The sequence below is a fragment of the Lichenicola sp. genome (assembly GCF_965198575.1).
In the GTDB taxonomy this organism is placed as follows: Bacteria; Pseudomonadota; Alphaproteobacteria; order Acetobacterales; family Acetobacteraceae; genus Lichenicola.
This window is the reverse complement of the sequence record NZ_OZ240671.1, coordinates 56,417-77,128: the sequence shown is the minus strand read 5'-3', so window position 1 is coordinate 77,128 and position 20,712 is coordinate 56,417. Positions and strand designations below refer to the sequence as shown.

The window sequence follows — 20,712 nt, the reverse complement described above, 5'->3', positions numbered from 1 at the left end:
AGCCGAGGCCGATGCCCAGGTAGCTCAGTTGGTAGAGCATGCGACTGAAAATCGCAGTGTCGGTGGTTCGAATCCGCCCCTGGGCACCATCTCTCACCCGCACGCCGGCTCCTGCACGCCTCGGCGCATCGGAGGCCTAAGCATGACGGCCCTGAGCGCGAGTGTCGCACCGGAAGATCTCCAGCACGCCCGGTCGGTCGCCGCCGTCCCAATCCTCGACCTGCGTCCGGAAAACCCCGCCGACCGCCTTCGCCACGTCATCGACGATCTCTCCGGGAGTGCCCGCCTGTGGCGCCTGTGCTGGAAGCTCGGCTGGCTCGACGTGAAGCTGCGGTATCGCGGCTCGGTGCTCGGGCCGTTCTGGCTGACCGCCTCGACCGCGGTGATGATCGGCGCGATGAGCATCCTGTGGACCAAGCTGTTCCACATCGACCTCGCCAACTACATGCCGTTCCTGTCGCTCTCGCTGGTGCTGTGGGGCTTCATCGGCAGCGTGGTGAACGAGGGCACCACCTGCTTCACCCAGGCCGAGGGCATGATCCGTGCGATGCGGCTGCCGTTCGGGCTCTATGCGGGTCGCGTGCTGGTCCGCAACATCCTGGTGCTGCTGCACAACGTGATCGTGGTCGTGGTGGTGTTCGCGATCTTCCATGTCTGGCCGGGCGCGCGAGCGCTCTGGGCGCTGCCTGGGACCGCCCTGTGGCTGCTCGACGCGTTCGCCGGTTGCCTGCTGCTCGGCACGCTCGGCGCCCGCTACCGCGACATCCCGCCGATCATCGCCAGCCTGATGCAGATCTTTTTCTTCATCAGCCCGATCATCTGGAAGCCCGAGCTCATCACCCACGGCCACGCGCTGCTGCAGCTGAACCCGTTCTACGCCTTCATCGAGATCGTCCGGCAGCCGCTGCTCGGCGAGGTCAGCAGCCCGCATCTGTGGCACCTGGCGATCGGCGACAGCATCGCCCTCTGGATCGCCGCCCTGCTGCTGTTCATGCGCGTGCGGGCGCGCCTGGCCTACTGGATCTGACGTGCGGGCCTTCATCAGCACCCCGCAGCCCGATACCGACGCCGCAAGCTCCGGCACCGCGGTCGAGGTGCAGGACCTGCACGTCACCTTCCCGCTCTATCACGGCTCGGCCCGCACGCTGCGCCGGACGCTGGCGGCGGTGACCTCGAAGCGCTTCGAGCGCGACCAGCAGCAGCGCGTGGTGGTCCAGGCCCTGCGCGGCATCTCGTTCTCGCTGAAGCCCGGCGACCGGCTCGGGCTGGTCGGCGGCAACGGCGCCGGCAAGACCACGCTGCTGCGCGCACTCGCCGGGATCTACGAGCCGGTGGCCGGCCGGGTGACCGTGCGCGGCGAGATCAACGCGCTGCTCGACACCAATCTCGGCATGAACGCCGACCTCACCGGGCGCGAGAACATCTCGCTGCGCGGCCTGCATGCCGGCCTGTCGCCGCGCCGCATCCGCGCCGTCGAGGCCGACGTGCAGGAGTTCACCGACCTCGGCGACTTCCTCGATCTGCCGGTGCGCACCTACAGCTCCGGCATGGTGGTGCGACTCGGCTTCGCGCTGGCGACCTCGATCCGGCCGCGCGTGCTGCTGATGGATGAGTGGTTCCTGGCCGGCGACACCAACTTCATGCTGAAGGCGCAGGGGCGGCTCGAGCAGCTGGTCCGGCAGGCCGAGATCCTGGTGATCTCGACGCACCAGCTCGACGTCGTCTCCGCCTGGTGCACGCGCGTCTTCTGGATGGACCAGGGCACGATCCGGCTGCAGGGCACGCCGGCCGAGGTGCTGCCGGCCTATATCGGGCACGAAGCCGGTGGCTCGCCGACCCACCCTGCCGACACGACGCTCCCCGTCGAGGTCTAGCCTAGCGCAGTCCGGGCGGACGCCCCGATGACCCGATGAGTTCGAGCCGCGCCTCGTGCTCCTCCGGGTATGCCGGCTGCGTCGCCACCGCCTGCACGGGCCGGCGGCCCGAGCCGAGCAACCAGAGCAGGCACCAGCCGAGCAGGACCGCCGCCAGCAGGTAGCGCGGGATGACGTAGCTGCTGTAGAGCGGCACCGTCAGGAGATCGGCGACCAGCCCGGCGGACACCGCCCGGATAGCCCGGTCGCGTGTGGTCGCCAGCATCCAGAGCGCACCGAACAGGCCGATCGCCAGCAGCGTCGCGTAGAGGCGGATCGTGGCTGTCAGCAGCAGCGGCCAGAGCGAGGGCTTGAATGCCCGGCGCGGCGTCAGGGCGTGCGGCACCCAGCCACCGACCAGCCCCACGAAGCTGTCGTCGAGGGCCCGGTCCATGCCCATCTCGGTGATCAGGTGGTGCGCCCACTCGGACGGCTCGGCGTAGAGCAGCAACCCGTTGGCATAGACACGCACGAACGCCGCCGGATCGCGGCGGAAGGCCGCGTGCACGATGCGCGAGGCGGTGTGGTCGGCGCGGGCGTCATAGCCCTGCGCGTGCAGGCTGCTCAGGATGCGGTTGCGCAGCCAGTACGGCTCGGTGCCCCAGATCTGGTCGGTCCGTAGGTCGTAATCCTCCAGGCGCATGTCACGGACTTCGTCATCGGTGACGGCGATGCCCGCCGAGCGGATGTCCGGGGCGGTGATCGCCGGGCTGAACACGCTCATCAGGAAGATGCCGGAGAACCGGTTGAGGAAGATCTCGCCGGGATACTGGCGGGCGAACACCACGTGGTTGGCGGCAGCCAGGACGCCGCCGCCGGCCACCGGCACGAGCAGGCTGGGCAGCAGCAGGACAACCGCGCGTCGATCACGGCGCAGCAGGCCGGCCGCAAGGCACAGCGCCACCGTCACGACCTCGATCGGGGCATACGCGATGCGGCACAGGATCGCGCCGACGCCGCACGCAGCCAGCCCCGTCCAGGCGCCGACCTTGCATGCTCCGGTCGGCAGCCCCGCCAGCTGGACGACGAAGGCTGCGAACAGGAGCGCTGCCGAGAGGTCGGACAAATAGAACCGCGCATAGGCCTGGACCAGCGGATCGCAGCAGAGTGCCGCCAGCAGCCATGCCGACGCCATCACCGGCCGACGACCCGCGCCGAGGCGGCGGACCGCCAGCAGCCCCAGCGACAACACGCCCACGAGCTGCAGCAGGATGTAGGTCTGCAGGCTGTGCGTGCGACTGACGATCTCGCGCACCAGGACGCCGTAGATCCAGGACCGGTCGGGCGGGTAGAAGCCGCCCAGTCCGGAGCGCAGGTAGGACTCCGAATCTCCCAGCATGAAGCGGGGGTGATGATCCAGGGCGTATCCGGCGAGAAGCAGCAGAGCCGCCACGAGCCACCCCGGCAGCGTCCGGATGCCGAAGCGCCGACGCACCGGTTGCCCTGACGCCGCGGAAGCAGCTGTTGCGGTCATTCTGGTTCCGGTCCGGCCATGGCGCGATGCCCGACGGGCACACGAGGCGCGTTACGGGGTCGTAACACCGGCGTCAACGTCGGCGGCGTGCCGGGTGGGTCCGATCCGACGATCGCCCCGGAGCGCCGATGGCGGTCCGGCTGGCTACCTCGGCTCCTCGACCAGATGATCCTTGTTGGTGAGGCCCCGGATGCTCCTCGACCCGAGCAGGCCGGTGGCGCTCAGCAGGATCACGACCGACCCCACCGCAAGCAGGCTGCGCGGTCCGACGATGTGGGCGATCGGTCCGCAGAGCGCGTAGCCGATCGGTCCGAGGCCGGTCGCCACCAGGCTGAACAGCGCGTTGACCCGGGACAGCACGTCCTCCGGGATGCGCTCCTGGATGGTGGTCTGCGCCGTCACGTTCAGCACCGCCAGGGACGCGCCGAACACCGCGCTGCCCACCGCCAGCGGCAGCACCGGGATGTGGAAGGCCAGCAGCACCAGCGGCGTCGTCAGCAGGGCGGCGGAGAGCTCGAAGGCGATCAGCGGCCGCAGCGGGCGATAGCGCAGGATCAGCAGGCCGCCGACGACGCCGCCCACGCCGGTGGCGGACGCGACCAGCCCCCACAGCCGCGCCCCGTTCGGGATCGATGCGAACAGCACCGGCCCCAGCACGAAGAAGGGCGCGAATGCCACCAGGTTGAGCAGGCCGTACTGCGCGGTGATCAGCTGCAGCCAGCGATGCCGGCGGAACTCCACCCAGCCCAGCCTGAGATCGCCGATCACCGAGGCCGAGGGCTTCCGCTCGTGCGCCGCGACCCGCATCAGCGCCAGGCAGAGGCCGCTGGCTGCATAGCCGGCGGCGTTCAGGCCGATCGCCAGCGGGGCGCTGCCGAGACTGACCAGCAACCCGCCCAGGGACGGCCCGGCCACGGCCGACAACGAGCCCGAGATGCTGAGCAGGCTGTTCGCCTCCTTGAGCCGGTCCGGCGGTGCGATCTGCGGGATCAGGCCGATCTCGGCCGGACCGAAGAACGCGTTGCCGACACCCACGCAGGCGGCCAGGATCAGGAGCGAATACAGCGCCGGGTGCCCCAGCGTCAGGATGAGCGCCAGCAGCGCCTGGGCCGCACAGCGCAGGATGTCGGCCGCGATCATCACCAGGCGCCGCGGCCAGCGATCCCCCGCCACGCCACCAAGCAGCATGAGCACGACCGCCGGCGCCGTCTGTGCCGCAAGCACCAGGCCGATCGTCGTCGCGGAGTATTTCAGCGCCAGCAGCGCGAAGGTGAGTGCCACCGGAACCACCGCCGATCCCAGGGTGGACGCGCTTGCGGCAACGAAGAAGAGCGCGAAGTCCCGCTGATACAGCACAGCCCAGTAGCTGCCGCGCGAGCGGGTCGTGACGGCAGGATCATCTGGCATGTCGGATCTCGAAGGCGGTCGTGAGGAGCAACGGCTCCTACGATGGCAGAGGAGACGCTCCGGCGCACCAGGGAGCCGCACGGTGTTGTATCGCGGGCAGGGTCCGCCCGGACCGGCGCCGGCGGACCGCCCGGAGCGGCGCACCGAACCCCTGTCGGCACCCGACCACCGCCGCCGGATCCGGACCGCCGCAACTATATGTCCTGCGGACCGTACCTCGCGAGTGTTCCGGAAACCGTGCCACGTCCGAGCAGCCGTTTTATTATTGCGCAGTGCGGAATTACTCGCGTTTGCAGCGTTGCTGACCAGAACTCAAGAGATCGTGAAATAACAAAGAGTGCATGATCGTCACGGCGGCGTTACCTTGCCGCGACGGCCATGAGGTACGTCACTCACACAAGGCGGAAAATACTGCCTGTCCGGGAGTTGCGGCTTTGCATAATCAGGATGACCAGCTTGGAACGACGCGCCGCACGCTGCTGCGTGCGTCGGCACTTTCCGGGATTGCTGCCGCTTTTGGCGGCACCCGCCTCGCTCATGCGGCGACCCTGCTCGCGCCGAATGCAGACACCAGCGCCGGCTTCACGCCCGCGAATGCCTTCTTCAACGCCCACCATTCGCCGATCGGCGCCTATTCCACATTCACCCTCGGCTATCCCGGGGCAAACGGCGGCTTCGGCATCGAGCAGAACCTGCCCGGCAGCCAGAGCGTGTTCGTCGGTGTCCTGAAGGACGGCGTCGCCACCGCGCTGCCGTTCTTCGACGCGGCGACCGAGACGGCCATCACCGCCTACCCGCAATCGGCGGTCACCCGCGATTTCCGCGTCGCCAGCGACGCATTCTCCACCGCCGATTTCAGCTTCACGCTGTATTCGCCGGTGCGCTCGGTGCCGGACCCGGCAGCGGCCACGCCCTATTCCAACCTGTTCAAGGGCCCGCTGACCGGGATCTCGACGTCCGGCAAGCACTCCATCCAGGAGGCGCTGCTGCCGGCCATCTTCGCCGAGCTGGTTGTCGATAACAGCACCGGCACGACCGACATCAGGGCAGCCTTCGCCGTCGCCGGCGGCACCGCGGAGCTGCTGAATGTCGGCGTCCCGGGCGTGGTGTTCGGCACCGCCCCGTCACGCACCGCCATTGTCACCGCCGACACCAACGCGACCGCCTTCACCGCGGCCAGCATGAGCGATGCGATCGTCGGTGCCGCCGGACCCGGTCCGATCGGCGGCCTCTTCATCACCGTTGGCGCCGGCAAGACCCACACCATCCGCTTCGCGCTGTGCTTCCACCGTGCCGGCACCGTCACCACCGGCGCCCGCGCCACCAGCTTCTGGTACACGCAGTACTACGCCGACATCAACGCGGTCGCCCTCGCCGCCGCGCAGAACCTGCCGAGCCGCATCGCCTCGTTTGCGGCCGACAACAAGCTCGTCGACAACAGCGTCCTGTCGGCCAACCAGAAGTTCCTGCTCTCGCAGGCGATCCACTCGTACTACGGCAACACCGCCTTCCTGGCCGACAGCAGCGGCGCGCCGTGGTGGACGGTGATGGAGGGCCAGTATCAGTACATGAACACGTTCGACCTCACCGTCGACCAGCTGTTCTTCGAGCTCGGCATGAACCCCTGGACGGTGAAGAACGAGCTCGACAACTTCGCGACCAGCTACTCGTACCAGAGCGGCACCGAGATCACCGCCACCAGCACGGGTGCAGGCGGCATCTCCTTCACCCACGACATGGGCCAGTGGCCGAACTTCTCGCCCGACGGCAGCTCCGCCTACGAACGCACCGACGTGTTCGGCACGTTCTCCTTCATGACCGGCGAGCAGCTGACCAACTGGATCCTGATCGCCGGCGTCTATGCCGCCCAGACCGGCGATCTCGGCTGGGTCGAGCAGAACGCCGGGCTTTTCGCCCAGGCCCTGGCCAGCCTGCAGAACCGCGACAACGTCGCCGCCTCCCAGCGCGACGGCATCGAGAGCTACAACAGCACCAAGACCGGCACCGGCGAGGAGATCACCACCTACGACTCCGTCGGCGCCGGGCTCGAGGAGGCGGTCGGCAACACCTATCTCGGTGGCAAGACCTTCTCCGCCTACGTCATCCTCGAGGGTCTGCTGGCGATCACCGGACGGCTCGACCTGGCAGCACAGGCGCTGGCGCAGGCCGATCGCCTGGCCGCCACGCTCCTGGCCCACGTCACGTCGACGGGCTTCATCACGTCCAACGTGTATGACGGCTCGTCGATCGCCGTCATCCCGGTGATCGAGGGTCTGGTGTACTCCTACTTCGCCGATCGCCAGGACGTCGTCTCGCCGACCGGCCGCTACGCCACCCTGATCGCCGCCCTGCAGCGCCACCTGACCACCGTAATTTCGACGGGGCTCTGCATCACCAGCGATGGCGGCTGGAAACTCGACAGCCAGAGCGACAACACCTGGCTATCGAAGATCTTCCTGAACGAGTTCGTCGGCCGCCAGGTGCTCGACCTGAACATCCGCGCCAGCACGGACAGTGCGGATGCGGCCTCGGTGAACTGGCTCACCAACAGCACCAGCGCCAGGCTGGCGTTCAGCGACCAGATCATCAAGGGGATCGCCATCGGCAGCGAGTATTACCCGCGCGGCGTGACCTCGATCCTGTGGCTGCAGGAGCCGGCGGCGTAGCACTCCCCCCGTCCCGCGCCGGCAGGACCCCGCATCGGTGCGAACCGGTGCGGGGTCCTCGTTTCAAACGCTCCCGGGCCTGCACCCGGTCTTGACGAAGCTGCACCTGATCGTCCCATCTCGCATCGCAACATGATGAGGGCACGGAGCGTGATTTCAGCCGAGAGACGGAACTTCAGGACCCTCCTGCTCGCGGCCACCGGCCTCTGCCTGGGGCTTGGACTGCAGCTCGCCGGTCCGGCGCAAGCCGCCACCGTCGCCGGAGCGGAGCCAATGCCGGTGGCGCCCGGCAGCCAGACGCCGTGGGGCTTCGACCTCTCGGGCCGCGACACCTCGATCAGGCCGGGCGACGACTTCTTCGCCTATTCCGACGGCACCTACGTCAAGAACCTGGTGATCCCGTCGGATCACTCCTCCTGGGGCGCCTTCAACGTCCTGGCCGACCTGTCTCGTGCCCGCGTGCAGGACATCCTGAAGCAGGTGTCGGCGCATCCGGTCGCCAATCCGACGACGATCGAGCAGAAGCTCGGCGCCACCTACGACGCCTTCATGGACGAGAAGACGATCGAGGCCCGCGGGACCACGCCTCTCGCCCCCGACCTCGACGCCATCCGCAAGGTCACCGACCGCACGGCCTTCGCGACCCTGCTGGGCCATGCGCAGAAGAGCCTGCAGGGCTCGCTGTTCGCGCTGTCGATCGAGCCGGATGCCAAGGACCCGACCCGCTACACCATCGAACTGGCCCAGGGCGGCACCGGCCTGCCGGATCGCGACTACTACCTGCAGGACAAGTTCGCGCCCAAGAAGACCGCCTACCAGGCATACGTGGCGCAGATGCTGGGCCTGATCGGCTGGCCGGACGCCACGAAAGCGGCCGCCGACGTCGTGGCGTTCGAGACCAGCCTGGCGAAGGCGCAGTGGGCCCGGCAGGACGAGCGTGATCCGGACAAGACCTACAATCCGATGACCGTCGACGCCCTGGTCGCGGCCGGCCCCGACTTCGACTGGCACGCGTACCTCTTCGCCGCCGACCTGCCCGACGCGAAGGCGCTGGTGCTGTCGGAGAAATCCGCCGTGCTGGACGAGGCGAAGATCGCCGCCGGCACCGATCTCCCGGTCCTGCGCGCCTGGCTTGCCTTCCACCTGGCCGACAATGCCGCCGACGTGCTGCCCGAGGCTTTCGTCGACGCGTCGTTCGCCTTCCACGGCAAGACCCTGTCCGGCCAGCCCGAGATCGAGCTGCGCTGGAAGCGTGCGGTTGCGGCCACCAGCAGCGCCATGGGGATGGCGATCGGCAAGGTGTACGTGGCCCGCTACTTCCCGCCCGCAGCCGAGGCCGCGATGCGGACCCTTACCGGCGAGCTGAAGGCGGCGTTCCGCGTCCGGCTGCAGCACAATGCCTGGATGAGCCCGGAAACCAAGGTCGCCGCGCTCCGGAAGCTCGACAACCACCTGATCCAGATCGGCCATCCGAACAAATGGCGCGACTATTCCGGCCTGGTGGTGAAGCCGGACGACGCCTACGGCAATGCCAGCAGCGCGGTCGCGTTCGAGTGGGCGTACTGGGTCGGCCACCAGGGCCGCACCGTGGATCGCGACGAATGGGACATGACGCCGCAGACGGTGAATGCCTACAACAACCCACCCTTCGACGAGGTCGTGTTCCCGGCCGCGATCCTGCAGCCGCCGTTCTTCAACCCGAAGGCGGACCCCGCGATCAATTACGGCGCGATCGGCGGCGTGATCGGCCACGAGATGACGCACTCGTTCGACGACGAGGGTCGCAAGTTCGACGAGAAGGGCCGCCTGCATGACTGGTGGACGCCGGCCGACGCCGCCCGCTTCCAGGCCCGGGCGGACCGGCTGGGCGCGCAATTCGACGCGCTCGAGCCGTATCCGGGCATGCACGTGAACGGCAAGCTGACGATGGGCGAGAACATCGCTGACCTGGGCGGCCTGACCCTGGCTCTGGATGCGTATCACGCCTTCATGAAGGGCAAGCAGGCACCGGTGATCGACGGACTGACCGGCGACCAGCGCGTGTTCCTCGGCTGGGCCCAGGTCTGGCGTCAGAAGGTGCGCGACGACCGCGCCAAGATGCAGCTGGTGACCGATCCGCACTCGCCGCCGATGGCCCGGGTCGACATGCCGATGCACAACATCGATGGCTGGTACAAGGCCTGGAACATCAAGCCGGGCGACAAGCTCTACCTGGCGCCGAAGGACCGTGCCCAGATCTGGTGAAGAGAGGCGTGCGACTGGTTGGTGGGCCGGGTGGGGTTCGAACCCACGGCCATTCGATTAAAAGTCGAATGCTCTACCCCTGAGCTACCGGCCCGCCAGTCGGGTGGAGAACGGCGCGCCAGGGCGTCGTTCTCCGGGTCGTGTTCAGGCGCTGGCGGAGGCCGGGCGCATTTTCACGATGCGATCGGGGTCGGATACCATGCCGCTCCCGCCCGCGCCACGCTTGATCTGGTCGACCAGCTCCATGCCGTCAACCACTTCGCCGAAGATGGTGTACTGCCCATCAAGGCTCGGCGCCGGCGCGAACATGATGAAGAACTGGCTGTTGGCGCTGTGCGGGTGGGCGGTGCGGGCCGCACCCAGCGTGCCGCGCACGAACTTCGCCTTGGTGGTGAACTCGGACTTCAAGTCGGGCAGCTGGCTGCCGCCGGTGCCGGTGCCGGTCGGATCGCCGCTCTGCGCCATGAAGCCGTCGATCACCCGGTGGAAGACGACGTTGTCGTAGAAGCCTTCCGCCGCCAGCGTGCGGAAGCGCTCGACATGCAGCGGCGCCAGGTCGGGTCGTAGCTTGATGGTGACGGTGCCGGTCTTGAGCTCGAGATGGATGGTGTCGTCGGCGGCTGCCGTATGGCCCGCAGGGGTGCCGGCCGTGGCGTCAGTCTCGGACATTCTGGATTTCCTTCGACGAATTACGCAGCCGGACCATGATCCGGCTGTGGGTGAAGCTCGGCACGAACGACGTGATGTCGCCGCCGAGCTGCGCGATCTCCTTCACCAGGCGTGAGGAGATGAACTGGTAACGCTCGGTCGCCATCAGGAACACCGTCTCGATGCCGGGATCGAGCCTGTGGTTCATGCCGAACATCTGCGTTTCGTAGTCATAGTCGGTGACCACGCGAAGCCCCCGGATGATCACGTTCGCGCCGTTCTGCCGGGCGCATTGCACCAGCAGGTTGTCGAACCCCACCACCTCGATCGGCGTGCCGGTATCGAGTGCGATCGGCGCGACTTCCTGGGTCACGCACTCGACCCGCTCCTCGAGCCCCATCAGCGGCTGCTTGCCAACGTTGGCAGCCACCCCGATGACCAGCCGCTCGACCAGCCGCGCACCGCGCGCGATGACGTCGAGATGGCCACGGGTGATCGGGTCGAACGTGCCCGGGTAGAGGCCGACATGCGGCAGTTTGTCAGGCATCGTCTTCCTCCGTAGGCGCCGCCGGATCTGCGTCCAGGTCGGGCTCGACACCGGGTTCCACCTCCGAACCCTCCACAGCTGGCGGGATAGCCTCTGCAGTCATTCCTTCCGCCTCCGGAACCTCATCCTCGAGCACCGGAAAGACGCTGGTGACCCTCTCGGTTCCACCGAGCCGGAACAACGTCACCCCCATCGACGAGCGCCCGGTGATGCGGACCTGGTCCACCGGCACCCGGATCAGCCGGCCGACGTCGGTCACCAGCATGACGTCGGTGCCGTGCAGCACCGGCAGCGTCGCCACCACCGCGGTACCGTTGCGCGGCGCCAGCACCACGTTGGCGATGCCGAGCCCGCCGCGGCCGCTGACCCGGTAGTCGTAGGCCGAGGTGCGCTTGCCGAAGCCACCATTGGTGACCGTCAGCAGGATCTCCTCACCCGCCTCGAGCTCGGCAAACCGGTCAGGCGCCAGGGTGGTGGCAACCGCCTCGCCCTCCTCGCCCGCTTCGGCCTCGCTCTCGATCTCGGCGACCGCCGCCTCGGTATCCTCCGGCGTGGTCTCGGTGCGGCGCTTGGCCACCGCCATCCGCAGATACCCGGCGCGCTCGGCGACATCGGCCTGCACATGCTGCAGCACCGCCAGGCTGTTGACCTCGTCACCCTCGGCCAGCCGGATGCCGCGCACGCCGGTGCTGTCGCGCCCGGCGAACACCCTCAGGATGTCGTCGTTGATCTGGAACCGGATGCAGCGCCCGAGCCGGGTCGCCAGCATCACGTCCTGGCCCTCGCGGCAGGTCGCGACGCCGATCAACCGGTCGCCATGCTCGCCCCAGCCCTCGTCGAGCTTCATCGCGATCAGGCCCGACGCGCGCACGTTCTTGAAGTCGCTCAACCGGTTGCGCCGCACGTTGCCGCTGGCGGTGGCGAACACCAGGTGCAGCGCCTCCCACAATCCCTCATCCTGCGGCAGCGGCAGCACCGTGGTGATCGAGTCGCCACCCAGCTCCGGCAGCAGGTTGATCAGCGCCCGACCCTTGGCCGTCGGGCTGGCTTCCGGTAGCCGCCACACCTTTTCCCGGAACGCCTTGCCGCCCGACGAGAAGAACAGCACCCACTGGTGGGTATGCGCATTGAAGCTGCGGGTGATGATGTCGTCACCCCGCCGGCCCGACGCCGTCCGCCCGCGCCCACCGCGATTCTGCGCCCGGAAGGTCTCCAGCGGCGTGCGCTTGATGAAGCCGTCGCGGGTGATGGTGACCACCATCTGGCCCGGCTCGATCAGGCTCTCGTCGGTCTGGTCGCCGGCGATCTCCGAAATCTCGGTCATCCGCGGCGTGGCGATCTCCGCCCTCACCTCGGCCAGCTCGTCGCGGATCACCTCCAACCGCCGCGGCCGGCTGCCGATGATCTCCAGCAGCTCGTTGATGCGTGTTGCCACATCGTTGAGTTCGCTGGTGATCTTCTCGCGCTCGAGCCCGGTCAGGCGCTGCAGCCTGAGCTCCAGGATGCCGCGTGCCTGCGCCTCTGTCAGGTGCACCTGGCCGTCGATCACCACGTTGCCTTCGTCGTGGATCAGCGACAGCAGCGGCTCGATCTCGGCTGCGTCCCAGGCGCGTGCCATCAGCGCCTCACGCGCCGTCGCCGCATCCGGCGAGCCGCGGATCAGCGCGATCACCGCATCGATGTTGGCCACCGCCAGCACCAGCCCGACCAGCAGATGCCCGCGGTCGCGCGCCTTGTTCAGCTCGAACCGCGAGCGCCGGAGAATGACCTCCTCGCGGAACACGATGAACGCGACCAGCACGTCCTTCAGCCCCATCAGCCGCGGCTGGCCGTTATCCAGCGCCAGCATGTTGACGCCGAACGAGGTCTGCAGCTGGGTGAAGCGGTAGAGCTGGTTCAGCACCACCTCGGGCGTCGCCTCGCGCTTGATCTCGATGACGATGCGCATCCCCGACCGATCGCTTTCGTCGCGGATGTCGCTGATGCCCTCGACGGTCTTGGACCGCACCAGCTCGGCGATCTTCTCCTGCAGCGTCGACTTGTTGACCTGGTAGGGGATCTCGTTGATCACGATCGCCTTGCGGTCGCGCCGGATGTCCTCGATCTCGGCGCGCGCGCGGATCATGATCGAGCCGCGGCCGGTCTCGTACGCCGAGCGGATACCGGAGCGTCCCAGGATGATGCCGCCGGTCGGGAAATCCGGGCCCGGCACGATCTTCATCAGCTGGTCGAGCGACAGGTCCGGCTCGGCGATCAGCGCCAGCGTGGCGTCGATGATCTCGCCCGGGTTGTGTGTCGGGATGTTGGTCGCCATGCCGACCGCGATGCCGGACGCGCCGTTAATCAGCAGGTTCGGGAAGGCGGCGGGAAGAACCTTCGGCTCCTCCTCGCTCTCGTCGTAGTTCGGCTGGAAATCGACCGTGTCGCGGTCGATGTCGTCGAGCAGGAACATCGCCGCCTTGGCGATGCGGGCCTCGGTGTAGCGCATCGCCGCCGGGCTATCGCCGTCCACCGAGCCGAAATTGCCCTGCCCGTCGATCAGCTTGACCCGCATGGACCAGGATTGCGCCATGCGCACCATGGCGTCGTAGATCGAGCTGTCGCCGTGCGGATGGTACTTACCCATCACGTCGCCGACCGCGCGGGCCGACTTGCGATACGGCTTGTCCGGCGTGAAGCCGCTCTCGCGCATGCCGTAAAGGATGCGGCGATGCACCGGCTTCAGCCCGTCGCGGACGTCGGGCAGCGCGCGGCTGACGATCACCGACATCGCATACGCGAGATAGGAGGTCTGCATCTCCGTCTCGATATCGACCGGAACCATGCCGGACGGACCACCGCCGCCGGATGCGGGCGGATCGCCGGGAGGCATGTCGTCCGGGGGGCCGCCCTCCTGTGATCCCAGGTCTTCGGTTTCGAGATCCGGTGGTTCGGGTCTGTCGCTCAATTGGGATCCGTCAGTCAGGCACCGCCCCGGTTCTGCCGGAACGCGGAGCGCGCCGGCAGCCCGAACGGGTGCGAAAGGTGATGGCAACGCTCCAGCCGGCGCGTCGAGTCAGCATGTCTAGCACGCGCCCGATTGCCACGGAACCACACCCGGTCAGCCCGTCATCGGCCGGCTGAGGAAGCGTGACCCTGCAAGGCCGAACCGCCAGGGCGCGTCGATCCCCCGGGTGATGCCGATCCGTCGCCCGACCGCGATGTCCGGCACGTCCTCCCGATCGAGCAACGCGAACGGCGGCGCTGCGAGCGGCGAGCCATCCAGCGCACCGGTCACCCCCAGTGCCCGGCACAGGCGCCCCGGCCCCCGACAGAGATCGCGATCGCGCACCGCACCCCGGCGCGCCCGCATCGCATCCAGGCCGTGTTCGGGCTGCAACGCCCGGATCAGTACCGCACTGCCGGGAACGGTTCCGCACACCAGGTTGAGGCACCAGTGCAGCCCGTACGAGCGATACACGTAGGCCTGCCCCGGCGGCCCGAACATCGCGGTGTTGCGCCTGGTCTGGCCACCGAAGCTGTGCGACGCCGGATCCTGGTGATCGTACGCCTCGGTCTCGACCACCTGGCCGCCGACACCATCCACCAGCACGATCACGCCGATGAGCCGCCGCGCCAGCTCCGGCGCCGCCCACCCGAAGACCGAGATCGACAGCGGAGCCCGCTGCGCCGAAGCGATTGATACCTCCATCGACGAAACGGCACCTTTCGAAGGTTTCTGTTTTCGTGGCCTCGGACGGGCCGCATGGTGCAACCCAGCAATCACCCCGAGACCGAGAAGCGACCCGAATGGCAAAGATCCTGGTTCTCTACTACTCGTCCTATGGCCACATCGAGACGATGGCCGGCGCCATCGCCGACGGTGCGCGCGAGGCGGGTGCCACCGTCGACGTCAAGCGCGTCCCCGAGCTGGTCCCCGACGAGGTCGCCCGCTCGAGCCACTTCAAGCTCGACCAGGCGGCACCGATCGCCGAGCCGGATGAGCTCGCCCACTACGACGCGATCATCGTCGGCACCGGCACCCGCTACGGCCGCATGTCCTCGCAGATGGCGAACTTCTTCGACCGCACCGGCGGGCTGTGGATGAAGGGCGCGCTGGTCGGCAAGCTCGGCGCCGCCTTCACCTCGACCGCGAGCCAGCATGGTGGCCAGGAGACCACGCTGATCTCCATCCTCACCAACCTGATCCATCACGGCATGGTCGTCGCCGGCCTGCCGTATTCGTTCCAGGGCCAGCTGACGCTCAGCGAAGTGTCCGGCGGCACCCCCTACGGCGCCTCGACCCTGGCCGGCGGCGACGGCTCGCGTCCAGTCAGCGGCAACGAGCTCGATGGTGCGCGCTTCCTCGGCGCCCACGTGGCAAAGCTCGCCGCCAAGCTTTCCGCCTGAACCGCGGCACCCCCAACAGATCCGGATGTCCAGACACATGACCAGACCGACCATCGCCTTGGCCGCAACACTCGCCGTCTCGGCCTTTGCCGCCTCGGCCTTCGCCCCCGCGGCCGTCGCGCAGAGCGCCTCGCACGACACCAGCACCGTCAAGGCCGGGACCTACAGCATCGAGCCTACCCACACCCAGGTCGGGTTCACGCTGCTGCATCTCGGCTTCAGCTACTACTCGGGGGTGTTCTCCAACGCATCCGGCACCCTGACGCTGGACCCCTCGAAGCCGGCCGCGTCGTCGCTGAGCGTGACCATCCCGATCGACTCGGTGCAGACCACCAGCACCAAGCTGGATGGCGAGCTCAAGGGCGCCGACTGGTTCGATGCCGGCCAGTTCGCCGACGCGACCTTCGTGTCGACCAGCGTGACACCGGTGGGCAGGGATGCCGCGAAGGTGGTGGGCAATTTCACGCTGCATGGCGTGACGAAGCCGGAGACGCTGAACGTGCGCTTCGTCGGTGCCGGCGTGAACCCGCTCGACAAGCAGTACACCGTCGGCTTCGAGGCGACCGGGACGATCAAGCGCAGCGCCTTCGGGGTGACCAAATACGTCCCGCTGGTCGGCGACGTGGTCAAGCTGACCATCGCCGGCGCGTTCGAACTCAAGAGCTGATCCAGCCCGCGCCGCACATCGTGGAGGTGCGCGGCGCGGTCGTCGGACTCAGGCCTTGACGGTCGAGGCCGTGTAGATCTCGTCGATCGCGTGGCCGAGCGTCGCGTCGAACTCCGCGTCGGTCATCGAATGCTGCAGACCGTCGATCAGCGCGCGCGAGAAGCTGGCGATCATGCCGTGGTTGGCTGCCAGACGCCGGCAGGCATCGCTGCGCTCGTAGCCGCCCGACAGCGCCACAACACGGACGACTGCCGGATGCGCGATCAACGACGCGTAGGTGTCCGGGATCTCCGGGATGGTCAGCTTCAGCATCAGCTTGCGGCCGGCGGGAAGCGCGTCCAGGTGACGGGCGATCTCGTCGCGCAGGATCGCCTCCGCGCCGGCCTTGTCCGGGCTCTTGATCAGCACCTCCGGCTCCAGGATCGGGATCAGCCCGTGCGCGCTGATCTGCTCGGCCAGCTCGAACTGCTGCGCCACGATCGCGGCAATCCCGGTCTCCGACGCCAGGTTGATGACCGAGCGCTCCTTGGTGCCGAACACGCCGAGCTTGACCGCACGCGCCAGCAGGTCGTCGAGCCCGGGGATCGGCTTCATCAGGCTGACGCCGTCCTGTTCCGGCTGCAGGCCCTTATCGACCTTGAGGAACGGCACGATGCCGCGCTTCTCCCAGAGGTAGGCCGACGTCGGCTGACCCTCGACGAGCCCGTCCATCGTCGCCTCGAACAGGATCGCAGCGATGACCTTGTCGCCCGAGAACGCCGGCGCGGTCATGATGCGCACCCGCATCTCGTGCACCAGCCGGAACATCTCCTCGTCGCCGCTATAGGCGGTCTCCGGGATGCCGTAGGCGCGCAGTGCGCCCGGCGTCGAGCCGCCGCTCTGGTCGAGGGCCGCGATGAAGCCGCCCTTTTCCGAGATCTGCGCCATCATCTTGTCGTCGGCCATGCTCGTTTTCCTCTCCTGCGACAGGTTCCGACCGAGTTCATGCCCGGTCCGGCCATTGCCCGCACGACGACCAGAGTATCGGCATGACGCCAGAGTTCCAGGCACTTTCGTCGCATCGGGGCCGCGGGATCATGTCCGGGCGACGCATCCTGCAGCTAGAACGGGATCTCGTCGTCCAGATCCCCACCGGACGGCTCCCATCCGCCCGAACCGCCACCGCCGCCGGCACCGCCACTCGGGCCAGGCGCGCCGCCACCGCCGGGCCGGCCGCCACGCGCCGGTGTGGCGGGACGCGATCCGCCGCCATACCCGCCGCCGCCACCACCGCCACCACCGCCGCCGCCACCGCCGTAGCCGCCATCACCGCCGGCTTCCTCGTTCCGGCCGGAATCGAGGAGAGTGAGCTCGCCGCGGAAGCGGTCGATCACCACCTCGGTGGTATATTTCTCGACGCCGGACTGGTCGGTCCATTTCCGGGTCGTCAGCGAGCCCTCGACATAGACCTTGCGACCCTTGCGCAGGAACCGCTCGGCGATGTCGGCAACGCGCTCGTTGAACACCACCACCCGGTGCCACTCGGTCTTTTCCTTGCGCTCGCCCGAGGCCTTGTCGGTCCAGTTCTCGGTCGTCGCGAGCGAGAAGGTCACGATCTTGCTGCCGTTCTGGGCGTTCCGGACCTCCGGGTCCTTTCCCAGATTCCCCACGAGGATCACCTTGTTGACGCTGCCGGCCATCGCAACTTCCTGTCTTCCCGAGGGCCGGACCCTCCACGGGGGCCGGCGCGTTCCCGCACTCGAACGGGAGTGGGGTAGAGGTCCGCCTGTTTACGCGCCGCACTATCGCTGCGGAACAAGAACATAGTATGAACGAGGATACCGGATTGGCAAAAAGGAGTGCGGTGATGGGGGTGTCCGACGGCGTCGGGATCCGGACGGGGAACGCCGCCATCCGCGTGCGTGGTGCGCGCGAGCACAACCTCAAGAACATCGATGTCGACATCCCGCGTGACCAGCTGACGGTCATCACCGGGCTGTCCGGCTCGGGGAAGTCCTCGCTCGCCTTCGATACCATCTACGCCGAGGGCCAGCGCCGCTACGTCGAAAGCCTGTCCGCCTACGCCCGCCAGTTCCTGGAGCTGATGGGCAAGCCCGACGTCGACTCGATCGAGGGCCTCTCCCCGGCGATCTCGATCGAGCAGAAGACCACCAGCCGCAACCCGCGCTCGACCGTCGGCACCATCACCGAGGTGCACGACTACATGCGCCTGCTGTGGGCACGCGCCGGCATCCCGTACTCGCCCGCCACCGGCCTGCCGATCGAGGCGCAGACGGTCAGCCAGATGGTCGATCGCGTCATGGCGATGCCCGACGGCACCCGGTTGATGCTGCTGGCGCCGATCATCAAGGATCGCAAGGGCGAGTACCGCAAGGAGCTGGCCGACCTGGCGCGCAAGGGCTTCACCCGCGCCAAGGTCGACGGCACGCTGTACGAGATCGCCGACGTCCCCAACCTGAACCGCAAGCTCAAGCACACCGTCGAGGCGGTGGTCGACCGGATCGTCGTGAAGGAGGGGCTGGAAAGCCGCCTCGCCGACAGCTTCGAGCAGGCGCTCGCCCTCGCCGACGGCGTCGTGTACGCCGAAGAGGTCGTCCGCGGCGAGGAGGATCCGGTCCGCACGGTATTCTCATCCCGGTTCGCCTGCCCGGTCAGCGGCTTCACGCTCGAGGAGATCGAGCCGCGGCTGTTCAGCTTCAACGCGCCGCAGGGCGCCTGCCCGGCCTGCGACGGCATCGGCGTCGAGAACTTCTTCGACCCGCATCTGGTGGTGCCGGACGAGAACCTCACCCTGGCCGCCGGCGCCGTCGCCCCCTGGAACGGCAGCCAGAGCCCGTACTACATCCAGACGCTGCAGAGCCTGATGCGGCATTTCCGCAGCTCGATGACCGTGACCTGGGAAGGCCTACCCGTGCCGGTGCGAGACGCCGTCCTGCACGGCACCGAGGAGCCGGTCGAGTTCACCTACAAGGACGACAAGCGCTCGTACAAGGTGAACAAGGCCTTCGAGGGTGTGCTCAAGAACCTGCAGCGCCGCTACACCGAGACCGACAGCGCCTGGGTCCGCGAGGAGATGTCGCGCTACCAGTCGCAGAAGCCCTGCCACGTCTGCAACGGTGCGCGGCTGCGTCCCGAGGCGCTGTCGGTGAAGATCGCCGGCCACACCATCGCCGACGCGTCCGAGTTGCCGATCCGCCGCGCGCTGGACTGGTTCGCCACCGTCGAGGCCACCCTCACCCCGCAACGCGCCGAGATCGCCCGCCGCATCCTGCGCGAGATCCTCGACCGGCTGCGCTTCCTCGACGATGTCGGGCTCGACTACCTGACCCTGTCGCGCGGCTCGGCCACCCTATCCGGCGGCGAGAGCCAGCGCATCCGGCTGGCCAGCCAGATCGGCTCCGGCCTGACCGGCGTGCTGTACGTGCTGGACGAGCCCTCGATTGGCCTGCACCAGCGCGACAACGAGCGGCTGCTCGGCACGCTCGACCGGCTGAAGCGCCTTGGCAACACGCTGATCGTGGTCGAGCATGACGAGGAGGCGATCCGCGCCGCCGACTACCTGATCGACATGGGTCCTGCCGCAGGCGTGCTCGGCGGGAACGTCATCGCCCACGGCACCCCGGACGAGGTCGCGGCAAGCCCGGACAGCCTGACCGGCGCCTACCTGTCCGGCCGCCGCCGCATCGAGGTGCCGGCGCAGCGGCGCGCGATCGACCCGAAGCGCCAGGTCAAGGTGATCAACGCCACCGGCAACAACCTGAAGAACGTCAGCGCCGGCTTCCCGCTCGGCACCTTCACCTGCATCACCGGCGTGTCCGGCGGCGGCAAGTCCACTCTGGTGATCGACACGCTGTACAAGGCTTTGTCCCGTCGCCTGATGGGGTCCGGCGAGGTGCCGGCGCCGCACGAGCGCATCGACGGCATGGAGCATCTCGACAAGATCATCGACATCGACCAGTCGCCGATCGGCCGCACCCCGCGCTCCAACCCGGCCACCTACACCGACCTGTTCGCGCCGATCCGCGACTGGTTCGCCGAGCTGCCGGACTCCAAGGCGCGCGGCTACAAGCCGGGCCGCTTCAGCTTCAACGTGAAGGGCGGCCGCTGCGAGGCCTGCCAGGGCGACGGCGTGCTCAAGATCGAGATGCACTTCCTGCCCGACGTGTTCGTCACCTGCGACACCTGCAAGGGCAAGCGCTACAACCGCGAAACCCTCGAGGTGAAGTTCCGGGGGCACTCGATCGCCGACGTGCTCGACATGACCGTCGACGAGGCGGTGCCGTACTTCTCGGCCGCCAACCGCATCCGCGACCGGCTGACCATCCTGCAGCAGGTCGGGCTCGGCTACGTGAAGCTCGGCCAGCAGGCGACCACGCTGTCCGGCGGCGAGGCGCAGCGGGTCAAGCTGTCGAAGGAGCTGGCCCGTCGCGCCACCGGCCGCACGCTGTACATCCTCGACGAGCCAACCACCGGCCTGCACACCGAGGACGTGCGCAAGCTGCTCGAGGTGCTGCACGCACTGGTCGACCAGGGCAACACGGTGCTGGTGATCGAGCACAACCTCGAGGTCATCAAGACCGCCGACTGGGTGCTGGATCTCGGCCCTGAGGGCGGCGATGGCGGTGGCCGCATCGTGGCGGTCGGCACGCCGGAGGACATCGCAGCCGCCGCGGGCAGTCACACCGGACGTTTCCTCGCACCTCTGCTGCCGGCCCGGGAGCCGAGCCGCAAGCGCAAACGGGCCTGAGAGGGCGCCT

At 68.1% G+C, this 20,712-nt stretch carries 15 protein-coding genes and 2 tRNA genes; 8 read left to right on the top strand and 9 right to left on the bottom strand.

Annotated features, from left to right (window positions below; genetic code table 11):
• Positions 1–13 precede the first annotated feature (13 nt).
• From ACOEQ2_RS00520 to ACOEQ2_RS00510, 3 genes are all read left to right on the top strand, one after another.
• Positions 14–89: transfer RNA gene (locus ACOEQ2_RS00520), tRNA-Phe, on the top strand.
• Between the two features lie 53 nt (positions 90–142).
• A complete protein-coding gene (locus ACOEQ2_RS00515; RefSeq protein ID WP_419729456.1) occupies positions 143–1,027 on the top strand; it encodes an ABC transporter permease in 885 nt (294 codons plus the stop codon).
• Between the two features lies 1 nt (position 1,028).
• Positions 1,029–1,874, top strand: a complete 846-nt coding sequence (locus ACOEQ2_RS00510; protein WP_419729455.1) for an ABC transporter ATP-binding protein — start codon at positions 1,029–1,031, stop codon at positions 1,872–1,874.
• A gap of 1 nt (position 1,875) precedes the next feature.
• On the opposite strand, the gene ACOEQ2_RS00505 is transcribed toward ACOEQ2_RS00510, so the two are convergent.
• Positions 1,876–3,387, bottom strand: coding sequence for a hypothetical protein (locus ACOEQ2_RS00505; protein WP_419729454.1), 1,512 nt, complete (start codon positions 3,385–3,387; stop codon positions 1,876–1,878).
• A gap of 144 nt (positions 3,388–3,531) precedes the next feature.
• Positions 3,532–4,794 (bottom strand): MFS transporter, encoded by a 1,263-nt coding sequence (locus tag ACOEQ2_RS00500; protein WP_419729453.1) that lies wholly within the window; start codon positions 4,792–4,794, stop codon positions 3,532–3,534.
• 434 nt (positions 4,795–5,228) lie between these two features.
• On the opposite strand from ACOEQ2_RS00500, the gene ACOEQ2_RS00495 reads away from it, so the two are divergent.
• Together ACOEQ2_RS00495 and ACOEQ2_RS00490 are read left to right on the top strand one after the other, a co-directional pair.
• Complete coding sequence (locus ACOEQ2_RS00495) at positions 5,229–7,460, top strand: glycoside hydrolase family 52 protein (protein WP_419729452.1); 2,232 nt, start codon at positions 5,229–5,231, stop codon at positions 7,458–7,460.
• Between the two features lie 132 nt (positions 7,461–7,592).
• Positions 7,593–9,704: a M13 family metallopeptidase gene (locus ACOEQ2_RS00490; protein WP_419729451.1), complete on the top strand. Its 2,112-nt coding sequence runs from the start codon at positions 7,593–7,595 to the stop codon at positions 9,702–9,704.
• Positions 9,705–9,723: 19 nt separating this feature from the next.
• Here ACOEQ2_RS00490 and ACOEQ2_RS00485 read toward each other — a convergent pair.
• The 5 genes from ACOEQ2_RS00485 to ACOEQ2_RS00465 form a co-directional block, all read right to left on the bottom strand.
• A tRNA-Lys gene (locus ACOEQ2_RS00485) sits at positions 9,724–9,798 on the bottom strand.
• Between the two features lie 50 nt (positions 9,799–9,848).
• Positions 9,849–10,373, bottom strand: a complete 525-nt coding sequence (locus ACOEQ2_RS00480; RefSeq protein WP_419729450.1) for a peptidylprolyl isomerase — start codon at positions 10,371–10,373, stop codon at positions 9,849–9,851.
• Positions 10,360–10,899 carry a pantetheine-phosphate adenylyltransferase gene (gene coaD, locus ACOEQ2_RS00475; protein WP_419729449.1) on the bottom strand — a complete coding sequence of 180 codons (540 nt, stop codon included), beginning with the start codon at positions 10,897–10,899 and terminating at the stop codon, positions 10,360–10,362. Before coaD ends, ACOEQ2_RS00480 begins: the two co-directional genes overlap by 14 nt.
• Entirely contained in the window at positions 10,892–13,771 is a 2,880-nt protein-coding gene (gene gyrA, locus ACOEQ2_RS00470; protein WP_419731287.1) for a DNA gyrase subunit A, read from the bottom strand. Before gyrA ends, coaD begins: the two co-directional genes overlap by 8 nt.
• A 228-nt stretch (positions 13,772–13,999) precedes the next feature.
• A complete protein-coding gene (locus ACOEQ2_RS00465) occupies positions 14,000–14,590 on the bottom strand; it encodes a DNA-3-methyladenine glycosylase (RefSeq protein WP_419729448.1) in 591 nt (196 codons plus the stop codon).
• Positions 14,591–14,688: 98 nt separating this feature from the next.
• Between ACOEQ2_RS00465 and wrbA the strand changes: the two genes are divergently transcribed.
• Together wrbA and ACOEQ2_RS00455 are read left to right on the top strand one after the other, a co-directional pair.
• Complete coding sequence (wrbA, locus tag ACOEQ2_RS00460; RefSeq protein ID WP_419729447.1) at positions 14,689–15,288, top strand: NAD(P)H:quinone oxidoreductase; 600 nt, start codon at positions 14,689–14,691, stop codon at positions 15,286–15,288.
• Between the two features lie 25 nt (positions 15,289–15,313).
• Complete coding sequence (locus tag ACOEQ2_RS00455) at positions 15,314–15,955, top strand: YceI family protein (RefSeq protein ID WP_419729446.1); 642 nt, start codon at positions 15,314–15,316, stop codon at positions 15,953–15,955.
• A 48-nt stretch (positions 15,956–16,003) separates the two neighbouring features.
• Here the strand turns inward: ACOEQ2_RS00455 and ACOEQ2_RS00450 are convergent, their stop codons facing one another.
• Positions 16,004–16,900, bottom strand: coding sequence for a fructose bisphosphate aldolase (locus ACOEQ2_RS00450; RefSeq protein WP_419729445.1), 897 nt, complete (start codon positions 16,898–16,900; stop codon positions 16,004–16,006).
• A gap of 155 nt (positions 16,901–17,055) precedes the next feature.
• A complete protein-coding gene (gene ssb / locus ACOEQ2_RS00445; RefSeq protein ID WP_419729444.1) occupies positions 17,056–17,634 on the bottom strand; it encodes a single-stranded DNA-binding protein in 579 nt (192 codons plus the stop codon).
• 167 nt (positions 17,635–17,801) lie between these two features.
• Here ssb and uvrA point away from each other — a divergent pair, with 167 nt between their 5' ends.
• A complete protein-coding gene (uvrA, locus tag ACOEQ2_RS00440; RefSeq protein ID WP_419731286.1) occupies positions 17,802–20,702 on the top strand; it encodes an excinuclease ABC subunit UvrA in 2,901 nt (966 codons plus the stop codon).
• Positions 20,703–20,712: the final 10 nt, after the last annotated feature.

What these genes read in the sequence shown, in the direction of transcription:
- ACOEQ2_RS00515 (WP_419729456.1), top strand. Translation starts at nt 143, where the DNA reads ATGACGGCCCTGAGCGCGAGTGTCGCACCGGAAGATCTCCAGCACGCC.
- ACOEQ2_RS00505 (WP_419729454.1), bottom strand. Translation starts at nt 3,387, where the DNA reads ATGACCGCAACAGCTGCTTCCGCGGCGTCAGGGCAACCGGTGCGTCGG.
- ACOEQ2_RS00500 (WP_419729453.1), bottom strand. Translation starts at nt 4,794, where the DNA reads ATGCCAGATGATCCTGCCGTCACGACCCGCTCGCGCGGCAGCTACTGG.
- ACOEQ2_RS00490 (WP_419729451.1), top strand. Translation starts at nt 7,593, where the DNA reads ATGATGAGGGCACGGAGCGTGATTTCAGCCGAGAGACGGAACTTCAGG.
- ACOEQ2_RS00480 (WP_419729450.1), bottom strand. Translation starts at nt 10,373, where the DNA reads ATGTCCGAGACTGACGCCACGGCCGGCACCCCTGCGGGCCATACGGCA.
- coaD (WP_419729449.1), bottom strand. Translation starts at nt 10,899, where the DNA reads ATGCCTGACAAACTGCCGCATGTCGGCCTCTACCCGGGCACGTTCGAC.
- gyrA (WP_419731287.1), bottom strand. Translation starts at nt 13,771, where the DNA reads ATGCCTCCCGGCGATCCGCCCGCATCCGGCGGCGGTGGTCCGTCCGGC.
- ACOEQ2_RS00465 (WP_419729448.1), bottom strand. Translation starts at nt 14,590, where the DNA reads ATGGAGGTATCAATCGCTTCGGCGCAGCGGGCTCCGCTGTCGATCTCG.
- wrbA (WP_419729447.1), top strand. Translation starts at nt 14,689, where the DNA reads ATGGCAAAGATCCTGGTTCTCTACTACTCGTCCTATGGCCACATCGAG.
- ACOEQ2_RS00455 (WP_419729446.1), top strand. Translation starts at nt 15,314, where the DNA reads ATGTCCAGACACATGACCAGACCGACCATCGCCTTGGCCGCAACACTC.
- ACOEQ2_RS00450 (WP_419729445.1), bottom strand. Translation starts at nt 16,900, where the DNA reads ATGGCCGACGACAAGATGATGGCGCAGATCTCGGAAAAGGGCGGCTTC.
- ssb (WP_419729444.1), bottom strand. Translation starts at nt 17,634, where the DNA reads ATGGCCGGCAGCGTCAACAAGGTGATCCTCGTGGGGAATCTGGGAAAG.
- uvrA (WP_419731286.1), top strand. Translation starts at nt 17,802, where the DNA reads ATGGGGGTGTCCGACGGCGTCGGGATCCGGACGGGGAACGCCGCCATC.